The sequence below is a fragment of the Amycolatopsis sp. NPDC088138 genome (assembly GCF_044741685.1).
In the GTDB taxonomy this organism is placed as follows: Bacteria; Actinomycetota; Actinomycetes; order Mycobacteriales; family Pseudonocardiaceae; genus Amycolatopsis.
Window position 1 is genome coordinate 622,014 of the sequence record NZ_JBIUTB010000006.1, and the last position, 18,959, is coordinate 640,972.

Sequence of the window (18,959 nt, forward strand, 5' to 3'; positions counted from 1 at the left end):
CGGCGTGCGTGATCGTGCGTTTCCCCCCGGCGTCGCCGCCTGTTCACCTCTTGGTTCCGAAACACGCGCGTAATCGGAAACTGATGGCGACGGAAACGTGCACGATCTAACGTTTCTGTCATGCATGCAGTGGTGGCACTCGACGGAAGGCTCTCCGTGCACTGAGGTTCGCCGGCGCCGTCCGTACACAGTGGACTTTCTCGATCCGCCGAGGAAAGGACGCCCCGTGAACACGCTCCCGCCGGACCAGGACCCTGCCCCGCCGACCCCACCCACCGCGTCCCAGCGCGTGATCGCGGCCTTCGAGCGCGTCTCCGAGGTCGACCGCCCCGAACTCTGGACCACTCTGCGCGCCATCGAGGACGTCCTCGTCGACGCGAAGGCCGTCGACGAGCGGGTGAAGGCGGGTGAAGTCCTGCCCTTGGCGGGCACCGTCATCGCCGTGAAGGACGTGATCGACGTCGCCGGGCAGCCCACCACCGCGGGCTGCCCGTCCTTCGGCCGGGTCCCGGAAACCTCCGCGACCGTCGTCGCCCGGCTCACGTCGGCCGGCGCGGTCGTGCTCGGCAAGACCAACCTCGACCAGTTCGGCTACGGCCTCACCGGCACCCGCAGCCCGTACGGCGCGGTGTCCGCGGCCTGGGACCGGACCAAGGTCGCCGGCGGCTCCAGCTGCGGCTCGGCCGTCGCCGTCGCGCTCGGCATCGTCGACCTGGCGCTGGGCACCGACACCGCGGGCTCCGGCCGGATCCCGGCCGCGCTGAACGCCGTCGTCGGGCTGAAGCCGACCCTCGGCCTGCTGCCGATGACCGGTGTCCTGCCGACGTCCCGCTCCTACGACGCCGTCTCCGTCTTCGCGACCGGCCTCGCCGCCGGCCGCCGGGCGCTCGCCCTGATGACCGGCCCGGACGGCGTCGACCCCGGCACCCGCGCCTGGCCCGCCGACGTCCGCCTCGGCGCCGGCGACCACCCGCGGATCGCCGTCCCGGACCGGGCCGGCCTCGCTCCGCTGAGCGCCGCGGCCCGGCTCGCCTTCCAGGACACCGTGACGCGGCTGGTGGCGTCGGGAGCGGTGGTCGAACCGATCGCCTTCGACGCCTTCCGCGAAGCGGGCGAACTGGTCTACACCGGCTCGCTGGACGCCGAGAGCTACGCCGTGATCGGCGAGTTCCTGGGCAAGGACCCCACCGACGCCGATCCGACGGTCGCCGCACTGGTCCACGGGGCGGGCGGGCACACCGCGCACGCGTTCGCCGCCGACAAACACCGGCTCGCCGAGCTGAAGGTCCGTGCCGCGCAGGCACTCGACGGCTTCGACGCGCTGCTGGTGCCGACCGTGCCGGACCACCCGGACCTCGCCGAGGCGCTGGCCGACCCGATCGGCGTCAGCCACCGCCTGGCCACCTACAGCTCGTTCGTGAACGTGCTCGACCTGGCCGCGGTCACCGTCCCGATGCTGCCGGGCGACCGCCGCCCGTTCGGCGTCACCTTCGTGACACGCGCCTTCGAGGACCAGATCGCCCTCGACCTCGCCACCGTCTGCACGGACGAGCCGATGACGCACTACCCGGAGCCCGGCGAGGACCTCGTCGTGTTCGGCGCGCACCTGCGCGGCCAGCCGCTCAACGGCCGGCTCACCGAGCTGGGCGCCCGTTTCACCGGCCCGGTCCGGACCGCCGAGCGCTACCGGATGGTCCTGTTGGCGACCGAACCACCGCAGCCGGGCGTGCTCGAGGACGCCGACGGCAGCGGTCTCGACGGCGAGCGCTGGCGGCTGTCCCCGGCCGCGCTGGGCCGGTTCGCCGCGACGCTGCCGGAGCCGTTCGTGCTGGCCCGTGTGGAGCTCGAGGACGGGACGCGAGTCTTGGCGGTCCGGTGCGAAAAGGACGCCACCGCAACGGCCCCTGGCCTGGAACGCTACGAATCCTGGCGCGGCTACGTGCGCTTCACGTCCACGGCCGGGCTGCGAGCCCCCGGCTGACGCGGCGCACCAGCCCCGGCCCGTGCAGCGCGAACCCGGTGTAGAGCTGCACGAGGGACGCCCCGGCGTCCACCAGCCGGACGGCGTCGTCGGGGCCGAGGATGCCGCCGACGCCGATGATCGGCAGGTTCCCGCCGGTGTGGTCGTGCACGAACCGCACGACCTCGGCCGCGCGGGTGGTGAGCGGCCGGCCGGACAGTCCTCCCGCCTGTCCGGCCAGGCTGCTTTCCGCGGCCACGATGCCGTCGCGGGACAGGGTCGTGTTCGTGGCGATGATCCCGGCGACGCCGTGCTCGAGGCAGACCTCCAGCAGTTCGGCCAGCGCGTCGTCGGTCAGGTCGGGCGCGACCTTCACCAGCACCGGCGTCGGCGTGCCGGAGCCGGCGAGCGCGACGGAGGTCGACCGCAGCTCGCCGAGCAGCTCGGCCAGCGCCGCGCGGTCCTGCAGCTGACGCAGGCCGGGTGTGTTGGGCGAGCTGACGTTGATCGCGAAGTAGTCGGCGTACGGGTGCAGCGCGCGCAGCGAGAACCGGTAGTCCTCGACGGCGTCATCGAGCGGGGTGAGCTTCGACTTGCCGATGCTGATCCCGAGCGGGACGCCGGGTTTGCCGTCGCGGGCGAGCTTCGCCGCGAGCGCCTCGGCGCCGTCGTTGTTGAAGCCCATGCGGTTGATCACCGCGTCGGTCTCGGGGAGGGTGAACAGCCGCGGCTTCGGGTTGCCGGGCTGCGCCAGCCGCGTCACGGTGCCGACCTCGACGAAGCCGAAGCCCAGCCCCGCCCACGCGGGCAGCGCGCGGCCGTTCTTGTCCATCCCGGCGGCGAGGCCGACGCGGTTGGGGAACCGCAGGCCCAGCACGGTCACCGGGTCGTCGACGCGGTAGAGGCGGCTCAGCGCCGGAGCGGCCTTGCCGAGGCGGGAGAGGACGCCGATCGTGCGCTCGTGCACCAGCTCGGGGTCGTGGTAGGACAGCCGGTACAGCGCCGGGCGGACGATCTTGTCGAAGAGCACGCCCTCATGCTGCCAAATCGCCCGGAACGCGCGACCGGAGCGTCACCTGGGCGTGAACGGGCCCACTACTCGCGGGCCTTCCACTCGTCTTCGAGCATCCCGAAGACGAGCTCGTCGGTCCACTCGCCCTTGACGATCTCGTTCTCCCTCAGGTGCGCTTCCTCGCGCATGCCGAGGCGCTCCATGAGCGCGGCGGAGGCGGTGTTGCGGCCGTCGCAGCGGCCGATGATCCGGTGCAGCCCCAGGTCTTCGAAGCCCAGGCGCAGCAGCTCGGTGGCCGCCTCGGCGGCCAGGCCCTTGCCGTGGTGGTCGGGGTGGAAGACGAACCCGATCTCGCCCTGCCGGTGCTCGCTGCTCAGCCACTCGAGGTTCAGGTCGCCGATCAGCTGCCCGGTCGAAGCCAGCTCGACCGCGACGGCCAGGAACTGCCCTTCCTTCGTCAACGTCGAGCTGTGCACCCGTTTCGCGAGCGCGGCGGCCGATTCGGCGCGGCTGCGCGGACCCCAGTACAGGTAGCGGGCGACGTCCGAGCGGGACTGGAAGGAGTTCAGCGCGTCGAGGTCGTCGGGCGTGAACGGGCGCAGGAGCAGGCGTTCCGTGGTGATCGGGTAGTCGGGCCTGAGCATGTTCACAGGCTAGCCACGGATACGCCGTTCGGGGGAGAGAACCGCGAAATCGGATCGCCGGGCGGTCATCCGCCGCCGATCGGTGGCGTGACCTGCACAAATGAGCGGTTTAGGGGTGCCTCCAGGGGGTCTCTCGAACGCCGTCAAACGCTCGAGCCCGGGCCGGACCGGTGCCCGGGAACCCTGGAGGCCCGGTGACTGCCTGGTATTCGCTATCAGGCAAGCACGGGAAGCAGGCGATGAGCCGAAGGTGGCTCCGTTGTATCGCTGCTCAAAGTCCCATCTCGTACCATCCGCTAGCGGACAGTCACCTCACGAGTCCTGTTGGAATACAACTTAGGACCACCTCCTCTCTCGTGTACCGCCACGCTAAACGAAGTTCGCGGTACCCGGCAACGTCATTTGGCGGATCTCACGCCGCAGGACCCCTTTCGGTGCGTCACCGAGGAAGGACGCGTCGACGGCGTTCTCCGCGAGCCGCGCCAGCTCGGCCGCGGTCAGGCCCAGCGTCTCGGCCACGGCGACGTACTCGCCGGTGAGCGTCGCGCCGAACATCGGCGGGTCGTCGGTGTTGAGCGTGACGACGACACCGTGGTCGAGCATCCGCCGCACCGGGTGCGCGGCGACCGAGGCGACCTGGCCGGTGCGCACGTTCGACGTCGGGCAGACTTCGAGGGGAATCCGTTGCGCCGCAAGGTGTTCGAGCAGCGCCGGGTCGGCGGCGCAGCTGGTGCCGTGGCCGATCCGCTCGGCGCCGAGGTCGTGCAGCGCGGACCAGATCGTGGCCGGGCCGGTGGTCTCGCCGGCGTGCGGCACGCTGTGCAGCCCGGCTTCCCTGGCGCGGGTGAAGAACGGCGCGAACTGCGCCCGCCCGACCCCGAGTTCGGGTCCGGCGAGCCCGAAGGACACCAGCCCTTCGGGGCGTTCGCGGAGCGCGAACACGAGGGTTTCGGCGCCGGCCTTGGTGCCCTTTTCGCCGGGAATGTCGAAACACCACGCCAGTTCCACGCCCAGTTCGGCCGCGCGGGCCCGGCCGGACTCCAGGCCGGCGAGCAGGTCGTCGCCGGGCATGCCGTCCAGGAGGTGGTTGTACGGCGTCACGGTGACTTCGGCGTAGCGGCAGTTCTGCGCGGCGAGGTCGGCGGCCAGGCCGGCCACCAGGGTGTGGACGTCGTGGCGGTCGCGCACCAGCGACGTGACCGCGAAGTAGACCGTGAGGAAGTGGTCGAAGTCGCGGAAGGTGAAGAACGCCGCGAGCTCGCGTTCTCCGGTGGGGACACCGGCTTCCGGGCGGCGCCGGGCCAGCTCGAGGACGGTCGGCAGGCTCGCCGAGCCGACCAGGTGGACGTGCAGTTCGACCTTGGGCAGGGCGCGCGCGAACGCGCGCAGCGCCGGCCCGGCCGGGATTTCGGGCATGACGGAACTCCCTGGGACGTGCGGGTGAGGTGACGTGGCTGCGCGGGCGGCTCAGGGAGCGAGGTCGCCGCGTTCGGTGTCGGTCCCGTAGAGCGGGAGCTTGAACGACGTCACCGGGCCAGCTTAGCTCGTGGGAGCCGGGCCGGACTGGCACTTCGGGCAGAACCACGTGGGCCGCCGCTGGACGTCGTGGCCCTGCGTGCGCACCAGGACGCGGCCGCCGCAGTGGAGGCAGCCCCGGCGTTCGCGGGCGTAGACCCAGGTGTGGCGGCCGCGCGTGAGGTCGTTGGTGGTGCACTGCTCGAAGCGCCAGGCGTTGGCGATCAGCAGCTTCCGGCCGAGCATGACCGTCGTCGCGGCGTCCACTTCGGACACCGGCGTCCACGGTGTCACCCCGAGCAGGTAGCACATCTCGCACTTGTAGAGGTTCCCGATGCCCGCCATGACACGCTGGTCGAGCAGGGCGAGACCCAGCTCGCGGTCCGGGTCGGCGGCCAGCGCCGCCGCCGCGCGGGCCTGGTGCTCGTCCGTCCACTGTGGATCGAGCAGGTCCGGGCCGAGGTGGGCGACGAGGTCGTGTTCCTTCGCCGTGGGCAGGAGCTGCAGGTCGTGGACGCGGAAGCCGATCACCTGGACGTCGGCCGCGGTGAGCACGACGCGGGCGTGGTGGCCGGGCTTGCGCCACTTCGCGCCGGCCGGGTAGACGTCCCACGAGCCGTCCAGCTTCAGGTGCGAGTGCAGCGTCAGGTCGCCGGAGAAGCGGGTGAACAGGTGCTTGCCGACCGTGCCGACACCGAGGACGTCGCGCCCGGCGAGGTCCACAGTGGCCAGTTGCGGCACGCGGAACTGCCCGCGCAGCAACGTCTTCCCGGCCAGCGCCTGGGCGAAGCGCTTCCCGGCGAGGAACACGGTGTCACCTTCGGGCACGGCTCACCCCGCGGATTCGGACACCTCGGCCGGCGCCGCCTCGGTCTCCGGCGCCGGGCCTTCGGGCCAGTCCGGGCCCTCGGGCTCCTCGCCGTGGACGCGGTGGCGGCCCGCGCGATTGGAGCGCAGGATCTTGGCCAGCACCATGTTGAACGTCAGCGCGATCTCCTGCGCGCCGGGGGAGTGCCACTCGTGGATCGGGCTGCACGCGCCCTGGGCCTGCTGCACGGCCAGCCGGTCGGTGATCGCCGTCGGCATCACCAGCGGGCCGAAGTTCTCGCGCAGCTCGGCGATCCGGAACTGGTGCTCGTAGGAGCGCACGCGCAGCTTGTTCACCAGCACGCCGATCGGGCGCAGGTCCGGGTTGAGCTCCTTGCGGATGTTCTCGATCGCCTCCAGCGCCCGGCGGGCCCCGGCGACGGCGTACATCGTCGGCTCGGTGACGATCAGCGCGCTGTCCGCGGCGACCAGCGCCGACTTCGTCAGCCGGCCCAGCGACGGCGGGCAGTCCAGGATCACCAGCTCGTACGGCGTTTCGCGCAGCGGCTCGCGGTGCAGCTCGTCCAGCGCCCGGGAGAAGTTGGCGAGCCGCTCGCTGCTCGCGTCCGGGTCGTTGAGCAGTTCCAGCTCTTCGGCGCCGACGAGCACGTCGACGTCCTCGCTCCAGACGCTCGGCGCGATCGCGCGGGTCAGCGTCTCGCGGGTGGGGTCCTCGAGCACGTCAGCGAGGGTCGCGTCGGTGTAGGGCGGGTCGAGCGAGGTCGTGGCGTTGCCCTGCGGGTCCAGGTCGACCACCAGGGTCCGCGTGCCCCTACGCAGGGCGGCGGAGGCCACACCGAGGGCGACCGTCGTCTTGCCGACGCCTCCCTTGAGGCTGAGTACGGCGACCGTGTGCACGGTGTCCAGCCTACGGGTGAGGGCCAGAGGGGCCACCGGGCCAGCCGTCGTGATCGCTCCCACGGGGTTGTTCACCCGAAGGGACCAGCCGGGAGGAAAGCCGGACCGGGCACTACCCTGTGCGACATGAAGACGGAGACCGTGGCCGCCCGGGGTTCGGGCGCCGTCCGCCGGGTGCTCGAGGCCGAGATCGAGGCCGCCCGCGCCCGGGGCGCCGAGCACCCCGGCGTCGTCGACGTGGGCGGCGGCAGCGGTGGCTGGGCGGTGCCGTTCGCGGCGGCCGGCTGCCGGGTGACCGTCGTCGAGCCGAGCCCGAACGCGCTCGCCACGCTCAAGCGCCGTGCCGAGGAGGAGGGCGTCTCCGGCCGGATCACGGTGATCGCCGACGACGCCGACGCACTGGGCCGCCACATCCCGGACGGCTCGGCCGACCTGGTCCTGGCGCACGGCCTGCTGGAGATCGTCGACGACCCGGCCGCGGTGCTGGCCGCACTGGCGGCGGCGGTCGCCCCGGGCGGGGCGGTGTCGGTCCTGGTGGCCAACCGCCACGCGGCGGTGCTGCACCGCGCGCTGGCCGGGCGGGTGGCCGAAGCCCGGCAGCTGCTCACGAGCGCCGCCGGGATCGCCGCCGGCGACACGGTCCTGCGCCGCTTCGACGGCGACGGCCTGAAGGCCCAGCTGGAGGCGGCCGGGCTCGAGGTGACCCTGCTGCAGGGCGACCGGGTGATCGCGGACCTGGTCCCGGGCGACGTCCGCGACGAGGACCTGGCGGAGTTCGAGCAGGCGGCGGCCTCGTCGCCGGCCCTGCGGACGATCGCGGGCCGCCTGCACGCGGTGGCCCGCCGCCCGGCCTGACCGCTCCATCTCAGGCTCCCTGATACGAGCTTTCGCCGGGAAAGATGCGTCCAGGGCGCCTCGGACGCATCTTTCCCGGCGAAAGTGACGTCTCCGGGGTCGCCAGGCGCAGCTTTCCCGGCGAAAGTGGCGGGTTTGCGACCTTGTGCTCACGTCACACGCTGGTGTGGGCCTCGGCGTCCGGAACTGTCGGTGGTGGCCGGTAGCGTCCCCCTCGTGGGGCGAAACGCTGAACTTCCCGGCGGCATGGGCCGGTTCCGGGTCCGGCCGGGGGAACCGCCGCCGGACGACACCGGCTGCGGGATGCTGCATGTCGACATGGACGCTTTTTTCGTGTCCGTGGAGCTGCGCACCCGGCTCGAGCTGGCCGACCGGCCGGTCGTCGTGTCCGGGGGCGGGCCGCGGGCCGTCGTGGCCGCCGCGAACTACCCGGCGCGCAAGTTCGGCGTGAAGTCCGCGATGCCGTTCTCGACCGCGAAACGCCTCTGCCCGCACCTGATCAACATCCCGCCGACCTCGGGGCTCTACGGCGAGGTCTCCCGCGGCGTGATGGGCATCTTCCGCGACCTCACCCCGCTCGTCGAACCGCTCAGCCTCGACGAAGCCTTCCTGGACGTCAGCGGTGCGCTGCGCCGCCTCGGCGCGACCCCGGCGCAGCTCGGCGCGCGGATCCGCGAGCGCGTCGCGGCCGAACACGGCATCAGCTGCTCGGTCGGCGTCGCGAAGGTCAAGTTCGTCGCGAAGCTCGCCTCGGGCATGGCGAAGCCGGACGGCATGGTCGTCGTGCCCGCCGCGGAGACCCTCGCGTTCCTGCACCCACTGCCGGTTTCGGCGCTGTGGGGCGTCGGCGCCCGCACCGAGGAGAACCTGCGGCGGCTCGGCCTCGACACCATCGCCGACGTCGCCGGGTTCCCACCCGAACGGCTGAAGAAGTCGCTCGGCGTCGCCGCCGGCGAGCACCTCTACCGTCTCGCGCACGGCGTCGACGAGCGGGAGGTCGTCACCGAGGCGCCGGACAAGTCGATCGGCGCCGAGCACACCTTCGACGTCGACCGGCACGACCGGGCCGAGATCGGCCTCGAGCTGCTGCGCCTCTCGGAGCGGGTCGGCGCCACCCTGCGCGGGCGGGGCGTGCGCGGCCGGACCGTCTCGATCAAGGTGCGGTTCGCGGACTTCCGGACCATCACCCGCGCCCGCACGCTGGTCTCGGCCACCGACGTCGCCCGCGAGATCACCGCCGTCGCCGTGGCGTTGCTCACCGAGCACGCGCCGACCGGCGCCGTCCGGCTGATCGGCGTCCGGGTCGAAGGGCTCGAAACGGGCGAAGCGGGCGAGCAGCTGGTGTTCGACTCGCCGGCACCGCGGTGGCGGGACGCCGAGGTCGCGGCCGACGTCGCCCGCTCGAAGTTCGGGTTCGCGGCCGTCCGGCCGGCCTCGCTCCTGACCCCGCGGGACCCCTGAACCGGTCACGATCGGCGACGGTGACGGTCCGTCAGCCCTCCTCGGCCCGGATTTAGCCCAATTCGATCCCTTCTGGATGCGGGATCGGGTAGTCGTCCGGGCGCGGGCCTCGTATCCTGGACAGTGCCACCCCGCCTGGGGTTGGCTGTTGGGTCCAGGACGTTGCGCGGCCCGGCGCCCGCGACAGCTGTGCCGGAGGAGGAAAGATGCCACTCTCCGAGCATGAGCAGCGGCTGCTCGATCAAATCGAGCGCGAGCTCTATGCCGAGGACCCCAAGTTCGCATCCACGGTGCGTGGCACCCGGTTGCGTCGCCCCGCTCGCCGACGGCGTATTCAGGGCATCGCCCTGTTCGTAGTGGGCGTGGCCCTGCTGGTGCTGGGCGTGGTGGTGCCGCAGTTCCGGGTGGCCGACATCCCGCTGATCAGCGTGCTCGGGTTCCTCGTGATGTTCTTCGGGGTCATGTTGGCCGTCACATCGCTTCGGCACGGCGCCGAAGCGGACGGCAAGGGCGGTGGAGCGGGTTCACGGGGCGGCAAGCAGCAAGGCCGCCGCAGCTCCTTCACCCAGCGGATGGAGGAGCGCTTCCGCCAGCGCTTCGAAGAGCAGTAGCGCCGCAAGACCACGAGATCCGCGTCCCGCCCGTTCGATGGGACGCGGATCTTCTTGTGTGCTCATCCGCCACGGCGAATCCGCCCGCCCCCGGCGGCGACGGTGGGTGACCCTCGGACGGGTGAGCCCCGCCTGTGCCCCGCCCCGCGCCCACGTGCCCGACACCGGATCGCGCGTGGCCAAAGCCGGAACTCGCATCGAACCCGGATCCCGGATCCCACGTGACCGAGCCCGGATCTCACGTGATCGAGCCCGGATCTCACGCGATCGAGTCCGGGTCCCGCGTGGCCGAGTCCGGATCTCACCGGACCGAGACCGCATCCCGCGTGCCGAGTCCGGGTCCCGCGTGCCGAGTCCGGATCTCACGTGATCGAGCCCGGATCCCGCGTGATCGAGCCCGGGTCTCACCGGACCGAGCCCGGATCCCGGCTCGATCAAAGCCGGAACTCGCGTGATCCCAGGGGCATCACTCGTGACTGGGGAGGCATCACGTGTGATTGGCGGGGCATCGCGGGTGATGCCCCTCGGGACACGGGTGATGCCCGCAGGATCACGCGTGATGCCCCTGGGGACACGGTGATGGGGTCGGGTCAGTCGCGGTTGCGGAAGATCGAGCGGGGGAAGAGCCGGCCCTTCCAGGACATCGGCGCGTTGCGGTGCAGGCTCCGGCGCAGGTGGTCGAAGGCCGTCGGCAGGGTCGAGTCCGGTTCCGCGTTTTCGCCGTACCAGGAGCGCTCGACGACCCCGATGACCGTGCGCAGGCCTTCGCGGCCTTCGTCGTCCAGGTGGTGCTTCTGCGCCAGCTTCTGCCCGGCCACCCGGACCGTGTCGCTCGGCGGGATCGGCAGCCCGCGGTCGGCGCACTCGGCCCGCAGCTCGGACCACGCCGCGTCCGCCGCGCCGGGCCGCTGCCCGACGATCTCCTGCAACCGCCGCCGCCTGCCGACGTCGCGGGCCGCCGACGGCCCGAGCAACCCGGCCAGCAGCAGCACGACGATCAGGCTGAACCACCAGGCCACCAGCCACGACAGCACGCCCAGCACGGCCACCCACAGGACCGCGGCTATCAGCGGCAGCCAGTTCTTGAGCACCGCGCCGAGCCCCGTCGACGCCGGTGCGTTCTCCGGGAGTCTCCGGCGCCCGCCGGCGACGACCATCGCGGTCGCTGCGATCGCCAGCGCGGCCAGCAGGAGCACCAGGACCCAGGACCAGAGCGGCGTGCCCTCGTCGGACTGCTGCGGGCCCTGCGCCTGCGTGTTCTGGTCGGTGTCGCGGGGCACGCCGGTCGGCGCGGCGCTCGACTGCACCGTGCTCGGCGCGATCTGCGTGTCGTCCGGCTGGTTGCCGTTCTCGCCGCCGGCCTGCAGGTACGGCGGGGTGATGCCGCGGCCGTCGGACAGCGGCGTCGGGTCGAACGTGACCCAGCCCTTGTCCCCGAAGTACGCCTCGACCCACGCGTGCGCGTCCTGGGTGGTGATGGACATGTAGTCGTTGACCGGGACACCGGGGGTGAAGCCGATCGCCACCCGCGACGGGACGTCCGCCACCCGCAGCATCACGGCCATCGCCGAGGCGAACTGCTCGCAGAAGCCGCGCTTGCCCTTGAGGATGAAGTCGGCGAGCGCGTCGGCGTCGTTCGCCGGCGCGGTCTGGGTGTCGTAGACGAACCCGTTCTGCGCGGTGAAGTACTGCCAGATCGCGCTGGCCCGGTCGAAGTCGTTGGTCTTGCCCGCGATCAGCTGCTCGGTCTTCTGCCGGACGCGGTCGTCGACCCGGTCGATCTGCGTGTAGCGCGGCGGGAGGTCGTCGACCTTGTCGGTGACGCGCAGCTGCTGCGCCGTCGGCTCCTTCAGCGACGCGTATTCGGTGTAGGACGGCGGAACCTCGCTGCGCGTGGTGAACACCGTGCCGCTGACCTGGTCGTAGAGGTAGCCGTTGCCCGCGCCGTCGATCACCCGCGGCGCGCCGTACACCGGCAGCCAGTTGTCACGCCAGCTCGTCGGCTCGACGTCGACCTTGCGGGCCGTGCCGCTGCCGTCGTCGCCCGGGGCGGGCGGCAGCTCCGGCCCGATCGGGCTGCCCTGCTGCGACCGGCCGTCGTCGTGCAGGCCCCAGCCCTTGTTGGGGTAGTAGGTGTCGAGCGTCATCGCGCGCAGCAGCCGCCGGTCGGTGCCGAGGCCGCGGACCTTGAACAGCTCCCGGTTCGCGCCCTGGTCGAGCATGCCGCGCAGCTCGGTGAACGGCTGGATGCCGAACCCGCCGGCGCCCGCGCCCGGGCCGTCGCCGCTGGTGCCGAACGGGATCCGGCCGACCGTGCCGACCCAGGTGATCGCCCCGCCGAACAGGCCGAGCACGATCGCCGCGCAGACCACGGCGACCGGCGCCGACAGCACACCCGGCTTGCCGCTGCGCCCGGGCGCCTCGCGGGTCCGCCAGCGCTGGTGGCGGTGGTTGCCGTCGACGGCGAGCAGCCCGGCGAACGCGGCCCCGCCGAGCAGGAACGTCCACCAGGGCAGCATTTCCTCGGACAACGCGGCCGGCACGGCGTAGACGCAGAGCAGTACGAGCCCGGTCGCGGCGGGCGCCGCGGCGGCCACCGTCAGCGTGTCGACCAGCACGGCGACCAGGCCGACCAGGATCGTCACGAGACAGAGGATGGGCTGGCTGCCCTCGACCGGTGGCAGCCCGACCCGGATCTGGTCGGCCGCGGCCGAGAGCGTGCTGCCCAGCTCCCCGAACGCGTCCGGTCCCGGGATGATCAGCAGGATCCCGTGCGTGGTGAAGGCGCCGGTGATGAGGAAGAGCAGTACCAGCAGCTGGCCGAGGCCGACGAGCACGGTCGGCACCTGCAGCGAGCGCAGCGCGAGCCCGCTCGCGCCGATCAGCAGGACGGCGACGAACAGGTAACCGAACCAGGCCAGGCCGGACACGACGCTCGTGACGGACGTCGCCGCGCAGAGCGTCGCGATCCCGGCGCAGGCCGGGGCGAGGAGGCTGCCGCGCCAGGCGGACAGCGGGTGCTGGGCGGGAGGACGCCGGGGCGGTGTCGCGGACGGGCGCGGCGGGGCGGCGGTGCTCATCGGCTGCCGCCGATCAGCGTGCCGCGGCGGGCGCCAGCCTGGCAGAGCTCGGCCCACACCTGGGGCATCGGCGAGCCGGGGCCGGCGATCACCACGCCCCAGCCGGCCGCGCGCAGCAGCGCGGCCGAGTCCTCGGTGGCCGCGGCCCGCTGCTCGGGTGCGCTCACCCCGGCCGACCAGGTGGGCGTGTCGAGCAGGACGGCGAGGCTGCGGATCCCGCGCGGGCGGTACTGGGTCAGCTCGTGCACGGCCTCGGTGCTGACCGTGCCGAGCACGGCGATCAGCTCCTGGCCGTCGGCCGGGTCGCGGGCCAGCGTGATGTCGCGCTGGTGCGCGGCCTGCAGCGCGGCGAGCGCGTCGAGCACGACGTGGTCGTAGTGGTCGCCGCCGTCGCCGGGGGTGTCGGCCAGGACGGCGCCGTGCTCGCTGACCAGCCGGACGCGGTGCCCGGCGCGGCGCAGGTGCAGCGCGGCGGACGCGGTGAAGGACACCGCCCACTCCAGGCTGGCGGCGGGACCGGCACCGTGGTGCGCGGCCGCGCGGTGGTCGAGCAGCACGGTGGTGCCGCCGCGCCAGGGCCGTTCCTCGACGCGCACCATGATCTCGTCGCGGCGGGCGGTCGAGCGCCAGTGCACCTTCCGCAGGTCGTCGCCCTGGCGGTACTGCCGGACGATGACGTCGGCCTCGCCCTGCCCGGCGTGCAGCCGGACGGTGCCGTCGTCGCCGACGCCGATGCCCGCGCCGCTCGGCAGCCCCCACAGGGCGACCACGCGGGGGACGACGACCAGCCGCGAGTGCCCGATCAGCTCGCGCTCGAACTCGCACAGCCCGAACGGGTCGGTGATCGTCGCGCGCAGCGGGCCCACCTGCTGGATCCCGCGCAGCACCGGCTGCAGCGGGTAGCGCAGCGCGACGCGCCGGTCGTGCGGGAGCCGTTCGACGACGAACCGCGGCCGCGAACCCAGCGCGTACGGCACGCCGTCCTCGAGCAGGATCTCGCCGGCCGGCAGCCGCCCGCTGCGCCACAGCTCCAGCTGCACCTCGCCGTTCGCGCCGACCGCGACGCGCTGGGGGTGCAGCGCCCGGGTGGCGCCGATCCGCAGCCGGGTCGCCGAGATGAACGCGGCGACCAGCAGCGGCAGGCCCACCACGAAGATGGCGACCCGCAGCAGGTCGCGTTCGTTGAGCACGAACGAGCACACCGCGGCCGCGAGCCCCGCGGCCAGGAGGCAGCGGCCGCGGGTGGTCAGGCCGGACAGGGCACGCAGCATGCGGTTCTCTTCACCTTCGCCGAAGGGGACTACTGGCGCGGGCCGGAGCCCTGGGGCACCGGGACGCGGTGCAGGACCGCCCGCACGACGTCGGTCGCCGAGCGGCGGGCCGCGTGGGCCTCGGTGGTGAGCATCAGGCGGTGCGCCAGCACCGGGACCGCGACGGTGTGCAGGTCGTCCGGGACGACGTAGTCGCGGCCGGACAGCGCCGCCTGCGCACGGGCCGCGCGGACCAGGTGCAGCGTCGCGCGCGGGGACGCGCCGAGCCGGATCTCCGGCAGCTGCCGCGTCGCCGAGACGAGGTCGACCGCGTAGCGGCGGACGTCGGGGGCGAGGTGCACCCCGCGGACCGTCTCGATCAGGCGGTGCACGGTCTCGCCGTCGGACACCGGCTGCAGGTCCTCGATCGGGTTGTGCCCGGCGTGCTCGTCGACCATGGCCAGCTCGGCCTGCTGGTCGGGGTAGCCGATGGAGACCCGCGCGGTGAAGCGGTCGCGCTGGGCTTCGGGCAGCGCGTAGGTGCCTTCCATCTCGATCGGGTTCTGCGTCGCGATCACCATGAACGGCTCTTCGAGCCGGTAGGTCGTGGTGTCGACGGTGACCTGGTGCTCTTCCATGCACTCGAGCAGCGCCGACTGCGTCTTCGGCGAGGCGCGGTTGATCTCGTCGCCCACCACGATGTTGGCGAACACCGGGCCGGGGCGGAAGTCGAACTCGCCGGACTGGCGGTTGTAGATGGAGACGCCGGTGACGTCGCTCGGCAGCAGGTCCGGGGTGAACTGGATGCGGCTGACCGTGCAGTCGATGGACCGGGCCAGCGCCTTGGCCAGCGACGTCTTCCCGACGCCGGGCACGTCCTCGACCAGCAGGTGGCCTTCGGCGAGCAGGGTGACCAGTGCGATCCGGATGACGTCGGGTTTGCCGACCAGCACCCGTTCGATGTTGGCGGCGATCCGCCGGGCGACCTCGTGCAGTTCGTCCAGCGACACTCTGCCGGGACGGCCGGGTCCGTGGCCGTTGCCCGAGGCGTCCGCCGGATAAGGCGGCCGCCCGGATGCCTGCTCGCCCGATCCGGGCGTCGCAGACTGGATTCTCGACGTCACTCGACCTCCTGGTGGCGCATGGCTGGGCGCGTTGTGCGCACAGCCGGGCCGATCGGCCCCCTGGCTGCTGTCCACGCAGCGACCAGCCTTCCATCCAGTGTGTCAAACCCGGGCGAACCAGGGGCCGGAACCCCGCGAAGCCCCGATGCTGACGGTCGTCATGGCGGTCGATGACACTGCGCAAGCAGGGACGATACCCCGATCGGGTGCTCTGTCACCCGATTCTGGGCGCTCCCGCTGACACCCCGCACTGTCGTATGCTGCGATTCGAGGTCGCTCCGTTACTGAGAGGCGTAACCGCTTATGAGCGAGGTCCGGACGCAGCCGCCGTTCGACGTGCGCGGGTTCGCGGTCGCGCCCGAGCTGGCGACGGACGCCTACGCGAAGCTCGGCCAGCTGCAGGACGTCGTCGGCGAGATGGTCCGCGAGGCCAAGGTGCTCGGCCGCACCGTCCCGCTCGGCGGCGGGTACGCCGGGGAGATCGGCAAGTTCATGGCCGAGTACGGCATCGGCGGGCAGGGCTCGGCCGTGCAGCAGCTGACCGCGTTCGGCAAGGAGCTCGACACGCTGAAGCACCGGATCGGCCAGGCGCTGGCGAAGTACCAGCACGCCGACGAGCAGGCGGCCGACGGCGTGGACTGCACGGGTGGCTGAGGGCGTGCAGAAGAAGTATTTGTGGGCGCCGGCCCTCTTGCTCCTCGCGGCTTGCGGAGCGCAACCCGCGCAGCCGGCCGCCGTCGGGCACACGTCATCGCAGGCCGCCGCCCCGGCGGTGCCGCCGCCGGTGGCCGCGCCCGCGACGCTGGCCGCGCTCGACCCGTGCGCGCTGCTCTCGCCGCAGGACCGCTCGGCGGCCGGGGTGAGCGTGCTCGGCAAGGCCGAGGACATCGCCGGCGCGCGGGCCTGCGACTGGACCATGCCCGGCACCTTCGGCGTCACCGTGACCCTCGACGAGCAGAACGGCCTGGCCGACCTCGACGTCGCGAAGAAGACGGCCACCAAGACGACCGTCGGGGCCCACCCGGCGCTGCGCGTCTCGGACAAGAAGGCCGCCGACGGCACCTGCTCCGTGCTGCTCGGGGTGGGGGACTCCGGCAGCGTCCAGGTCGACGTCAGCAACACCGCCTTCACCGACACCGCGCTCGCCTGCCGCCGCGCGGCCACGGTGGCCGGGCTGGTCGAACCCAAGCTGCCCTGACCCCGACGACCGGAAGGTAACGCCGTGCCCGACGCCGAGCCCCCCGTTCCCACCGCCAGGTACGAGTCCTACAGCCACGAGGCGATGGCCGCCGAGGTCGAGCGGGACAACGACCCGGTCGCCGCGGGGGAGGCGGGCGCCCGCTGGGACGACCTGGCGAAGCGGCTGCACGAGTCGACCGCCGACGTCGCCGCGCTGATCGCCGGCACGCACGAGACCTGGCAGGGGCCGGCCGGTGACGCCGCGCGCGCGTCGCTGGGCCGGGCCGCGAAGTGGCTGTCGCACTCCGCGGCGGTGTCCGCGTCGGTCGGCACCGCCGTCGGCGCGCAGGCGGAGACGTCCGCGCGGGCCCGGGCGGACATGCCGCCGCCGGTGACCTACGACCCGGCGGCGATGATCCGCGACGCGGCCGGCACCGGCAGCATCCTCGTGCTGGCCGGGCTGGCCGACGAGATGAAGGCCCGCCGCGCCGAGGCGGAAGCCGCGCGGCAGAAGGCGATCGACGTCCTCCGCACCCGGGACGCGGCCCTGCGCGGCCACGTGCCGGGCGAGACGTTCGCGGCCCCGCCGTCGCTGGGGCAGGCTTGATCCGCGTCTCCGCGTCGGCGTTCGACATCCTCTGGACGGACCTCGGGCACGACCGCCCGCCCGAGCCGCTCAGCGTGCGCAGCGTCGGCGGGACCGACGAGGAGCGCGCCGGGGTGCGCAAGGCCGTGTACGAGAACCTCGCCGGGCGCGGGCTCTACGACGGGTCCCGGCTGGAACCCGCGCTGGCGCACCGGCTGGAGCTGCTCGCGGCGGGGGAGGTGTACGTCGCCTGCGAGGCGCTGGCCGACATGACGGCGGAGGTGCCCTTCCGCGCGGTGGCGGCGGTCCGCGGCCGCCGCGGCGTCCTGGCGACCCAGCCGGAGCAGACCATCAGCCTCGACGGGATCCGGGAAAGCGAGCTGTGCACGGCGATCGTCGACGTCCTGCCGGAGCTGACGGCGGGGCCGGGGTACGGCGTCAGCCTCGCCGCGGCCGCGCTCGGCTCCGGCGTCGAGGACCCGGTGTTCGCCGAGCGGGGCGCGCAGTCGGCGGCGTCGTCGGCCCAGCTGCGGGAGGTCCTGGCGATCCAGGCGCGCCCGGTGTACGCGGCGGGCCAGTTCAGCGTCAGCCGCCGCGGCGCGTCCGGCCGCGTCGAGCGCACGGGCGGCCTGACGTGGTTCGACACCGACGTCGGCGCGTACTGCGCGACGAAGACCGCGGGCCGCGGCGGGCAGGACTGGGTCAACGTCACCCCGGTGGACAGCGCGCGCCTGGCGTCCCGCGTCGCCGCCCTGGTCACCCCCGAAGCCTGACCCGGCTGCCCGAAGGGGCAGGAAGCGTGTCCGGACGGGCAGTCCCCGTGATCCGGGAGCCGGCACGCGTGATTGAAGAGTCAGCACGCGTGATTGCGGGGTCGACACGGCGGTGGAGGGTGTGTCGACCCTTCAATCACGCGTGCCGGCGTTTCCGTCACGGGTGCTGACCTTCCGATCACGCGGGGAGCGGGGGCCGGACGGGTGATGCCTGGTCACCTGGGTTCCCCACTCCGCTCCACCCGCGCCCCCACCGCACCCCACCCGGATCCCCACCGGACCCCACCGGCGTCCCCACTCGGCCCCACGGCGGGTGGTACTGGTTCTTTCGCGGCCGTTATGCGGACGTTTCGGGGACAGCTGAGGTTGCTTCCGGCCACCACGGCGGGGGATCTTGGCCACGGTGCCCCACCATGCCCCCCACCAGGCCCCACCTTGCTGACCTGCGCAAACGTCTGACACGACGGAGTGAGGCGCGCGTTTGACGCGTTGACTGTGGTGAAAAGTGGGGTACGGTGGTGGCCAGTGGGGCGGAAGGGAAGCCCCGGAGCCGCAGCCAGTGGTCCGCCACCGGATGCGGTAGGGAGGTGGAGGCCGTGTTCCTCGGCACCCACACCCCGAAGCTGGACGACAAGGGGCGGCTCGCGCTGCCCGCGAAGTTCCGCGATGCCTTGGCCGGCGGGCTGATGCTCACGAAGGGGCAGGATCACTGTCTTTTCGTCTTCCCCCGCGCCGAGTTCGAGCAGATGGCGCGCAAGGTCGCCGAGGCCCCGTTCACGAACGAGGCCGTCCGGGCCTACCAGCGTTACCTGTTCGCCGGGACGGACGAGCAACGCCCTGACGGGCAGGGGCGCATCAGCATCGCGCCCGAGCTCCGCCGCTACGCGGGGCTCAGCAAGGAATGCGTGGTGATCGGGGCGATCACCAGGCTGGAGATCTGGGACGCCGAAGCGTGGCAGGGCTACCTGGAGGAACACGAAGACAGCTACGCGAAGGCTCGAGAGGAAGTACTGCCGGGCGTCTTCTAGGCGCGTGGACGCGGTGCACCCACGTCGTCGGGGGACGGGGGTACACCACGCCCGCGCACCTCGCCGACGCCCACCCGGATGCCGTGAGGCCTCTGTCCGCTCAATGGCCCTGGTGCACCTTCCCCGGTACCAGGTCAGCAGCGGGCGGACAGGGAC

Annotated in this window: 17 protein-coding genes; 9 read left to right on the forward strand and 8 right to left on the reverse strand. The window is 72.8% G+C overall.

Features of this window, described 5'->3' with window-relative positions; genetic code table 11:
- The first annotated feature begins 226 nt into the window (after window positions 1–226).
- The gene (gene atzF / locus ACIOD2_RS34860; protein WP_400547934.1) at window positions 227–1,981 is read left to right on the forward strand and encodes an allophanate hydrolase; all 1,755 of its coding nucleotides are present in this window, start codon (window positions 227–229) and stop codon (window positions 1,979–1,981) included.
- On the opposite strand, the gene ACIOD2_RS34865 is transcribed toward atzF, so the two are convergent.
- From ACIOD2_RS34865 to ACIOD2_RS34885, 5 genes are all read right to left on the reverse strand, one after another.
- A complete protein-coding gene (locus ACIOD2_RS34865) occupies window positions 1,947–2,990 on the reverse strand; it encodes a quinone-dependent dihydroorotate dehydrogenase (protein WP_400547937.1) in 1,044 nt (347 codons plus the stop codon). The two genes, atzF and ACIOD2_RS34865, sit on opposite strands and share 35 nt — an antisense overlap.
- Window positions 2,991–3,055: 65 nt before the next feature.
- Window positions 3,056–3,616: a GNAT family protein gene (locus ACIOD2_RS34870; RefSeq protein ID WP_323331424.1), complete on the reverse strand. Its 561-nt coding sequence runs from the start codon at window positions 3,614–3,616 to the stop codon at window positions 3,056–3,058.
- 369 nt (window positions 3,617–3,985) lie between these two features.
- Window positions 3,986–5,032 carry an adenosine deaminase gene (gene add / locus ACIOD2_RS34875; protein ID WP_400547940.1) on the reverse strand — a complete coding sequence of 349 codons (1,047 nt, stop codon included), beginning with the start codon at window positions 5,030–5,032 and terminating at the stop codon, window positions 3,986–3,988.
- 123 nt (window positions 5,033–5,155) lie between these two features.
- On the reverse strand, window positions 5,156–5,959 hold the full coding sequence (locus ACIOD2_RS34880) for a DNA-formamidopyrimidine glycosylase family protein (protein WP_400547943.1): 804 nt from the start codon (window positions 5,957–5,959) through the stop codon (window positions 5,156–5,158).
- Window positions 5,960–5,962: 3 nt separating this feature from the next.
- Entirely contained in the window at window positions 5,963–6,856 is an 894-nt protein-coding gene (locus ACIOD2_RS34885) for a ParA family protein (RefSeq protein ID WP_400547946.1), read from the reverse strand.
- Between the two features lie 126 nt (window positions 6,857–6,982).
- On the opposite strand from ACIOD2_RS34885, the gene ACIOD2_RS34890 reads away from it, so the two are divergent.
- The 3 genes from ACIOD2_RS34890 to ACIOD2_RS34900 all read left to right on the forward strand — a co-directional run bounded on the left by ACIOD2_RS34890 (window position 6,983) and on the right by ACIOD2_RS34900 (window position 9,783).
- Complete coding sequence (locus ACIOD2_RS34890) at window positions 6,983–7,711, forward strand: class I SAM-dependent methyltransferase (RefSeq protein ID WP_400547949.1); 729 nt, start codon at window positions 6,983–6,985, stop codon at window positions 7,709–7,711.
- Between the two features lie 246 nt (window positions 7,712–7,957).
- A complete protein-coding gene (gene dinB, locus ACIOD2_RS34895) occupies window positions 7,958–9,172 on the forward strand; it encodes a DNA polymerase IV (protein ID WP_400548904.1) in 1,215 nt (404 codons plus the stop codon).
- 206 nt (window positions 9,173–9,378) lie between these two features.
- Window positions 9,379–9,783, forward strand: a complete 405-nt coding sequence (locus tag ACIOD2_RS34900) for a DUF3040 domain-containing protein (RefSeq protein ID WP_392762510.1) — start codon at window positions 9,379–9,381, stop codon at window positions 9,781–9,783.
- Between the two features lie 590 nt (window positions 9,784–10,373).
- Here the strand turns inward: ACIOD2_RS34900 and ACIOD2_RS34905 are convergent.
- Genes ACIOD2_RS34905 through ACIOD2_RS34915 form a run of 3 tightly spaced genes read right to left on the reverse strand, consistent with a single transcriptional unit; the run spans window position 10,374 to window position 15,237 of the window.
- The gene (locus tag ACIOD2_RS34905; protein WP_400547954.1) at window positions 10,374–12,863 is read right to left on the reverse strand and encodes a transglutaminaseTgpA domain-containing protein; all 2,490 of its coding nucleotides are present in this window, start codon (window positions 12,861–12,863) and stop codon (window positions 10,374–10,376) included.
- The gene (locus ACIOD2_RS34910) at window positions 12,860–14,134 is read right to left on the reverse strand and encodes a DUF58 domain-containing protein (RefSeq protein WP_400547957.1); all 1,275 of its coding nucleotides are present in this window, start codon (window positions 14,132–14,134) and stop codon (window positions 12,860–12,862) included. Before ACIOD2_RS34910 ends, ACIOD2_RS34905 begins: the two co-directional genes overlap by 4 nt.
- Window positions 14,135–14,163: 29 nt before the next feature.
- A complete protein-coding gene (locus ACIOD2_RS34915) occupies window positions 14,164–15,237 on the reverse strand; it encodes an AAA family ATPase (RefSeq protein ID WP_400547960.1) in 1,074 nt (357 codons plus the stop codon).
- A 303-nt stretch (window positions 15,238–15,540) separates the two neighbouring features.
- Between ACIOD2_RS34915 and ACIOD2_RS34920 the strand changes: the two genes are divergently transcribed.
- The 5 genes from ACIOD2_RS34920 to mraZ all read left to right on the forward strand — a co-directional run bounded on the left by ACIOD2_RS34920 (window position 15,541) and on the right by mraZ (window position 18,803).
- Entirely contained in the window at window positions 15,541–15,891 is a 351-nt protein-coding gene (locus ACIOD2_RS34920; protein ID WP_400547963.1) for a hypothetical protein, read from the forward strand.
- A gap of 4 nt (window positions 15,892–15,895) precedes the next feature.
- Complete coding sequence (locus tag ACIOD2_RS34925) at window positions 15,896–16,435, forward strand: DUF3558 family protein (protein ID WP_400547966.1); 540 nt, start codon at window positions 15,896–15,898, stop codon at window positions 16,433–16,435.
- An 84-nt stretch (window positions 16,436–16,519) separates the two neighbouring features.
- The gene (locus tag ACIOD2_RS34930; RefSeq protein WP_400548907.1) at window positions 16,520–17,023 is read left to right on the forward strand and encodes a PPE domain-containing protein; all 504 of its coding nucleotides are present in this window, start codon (window positions 16,520–16,522) and stop codon (window positions 17,021–17,023) included.
- Complete coding sequence (locus ACIOD2_RS34935) at window positions 17,020–17,775, forward strand: ESX secretion-associated protein EspG (RefSeq protein ID WP_400547969.1); 756 nt, start codon at window positions 17,020–17,022, stop codon at window positions 17,773–17,775. The genes ACIOD2_RS34930 and ACIOD2_RS34935 overlap by 4 nt, the downstream gene beginning before the upstream one ends.
- A gap of 596 nt (window positions 17,776–18,371) precedes the next feature.
- On the forward strand, window positions 18,372–18,803 hold the full coding sequence (mraZ, locus tag ACIOD2_RS34940; RefSeq protein ID WP_247054593.1) for a division/cell wall cluster transcriptional repressor MraZ: 432 nt from the start codon (window positions 18,372–18,374) through the stop codon (window positions 18,801–18,803).
- The last annotated feature ends 156 nt before the right edge of the window (window positions 18,804–18,959 follow it).

Excerpts from the sequence above, each read along its gene's own strand:
- ACIOD2_RS34870 (WP_323331424.1), bottom strand. The coding sequence starts at position 3,616 with ATGCTCAGGCCCGACTACCCGATCACCACGGAACGCCTGCTCCTGCGC.
- add (WP_400547940.1), bottom strand. The coding sequence starts at position 5,032 with ATGCCCGAAATCCCGGCCGGGCCGGCGCTGCGCGCGTTCGCGCGCGCC.
- ACIOD2_RS34890 (WP_400547949.1), top strand. The coding sequence starts at position 6,983 with ATGAAGACGGAGACCGTGGCCGCCCGGGGTTCGGGCGCCGTCCGCCGG.
- dinB (WP_400548904.1), top strand. The coding sequence starts at position 7,958 with ATGGGCCGGTTCCGGGTCCGGCCGGGGGAACCGCCGCCGGACGACACC.
- ACIOD2_RS34900 (WP_392762510.1), top strand. The coding sequence starts at position 9,379 with ATGCCACTCTCCGAGCATGAGCAGCGGCTGCTCGATCAAATCGAGCGC.
- ACIOD2_RS34905 (WP_400547954.1), bottom strand. The coding sequence starts at position 12,863 with ATGAGCACCGCCGCCCCGCCGCGCCCGTCCGCGACACCGCCCCGGCGT.
- ACIOD2_RS34910 (WP_400547957.1), bottom strand. The coding sequence starts at position 14,134 with ATGCTGCGTGCCCTGTCCGGCCTGACCACCCGCGGCCGCTGCCTCCTG.
- ACIOD2_RS34920 (WP_400547963.1), top strand. The coding sequence starts at position 15,541 with ATGAGCGAGGTCCGGACGCAGCCGCCGTTCGACGTGCGCGGGTTCGCG.
- ACIOD2_RS34930 (WP_400548907.1), top strand. The coding sequence starts at position 16,520 with ATGGCCGCCGAGGTCGAGCGGGACAACGACCCGGTCGCCGCGGGGGAG.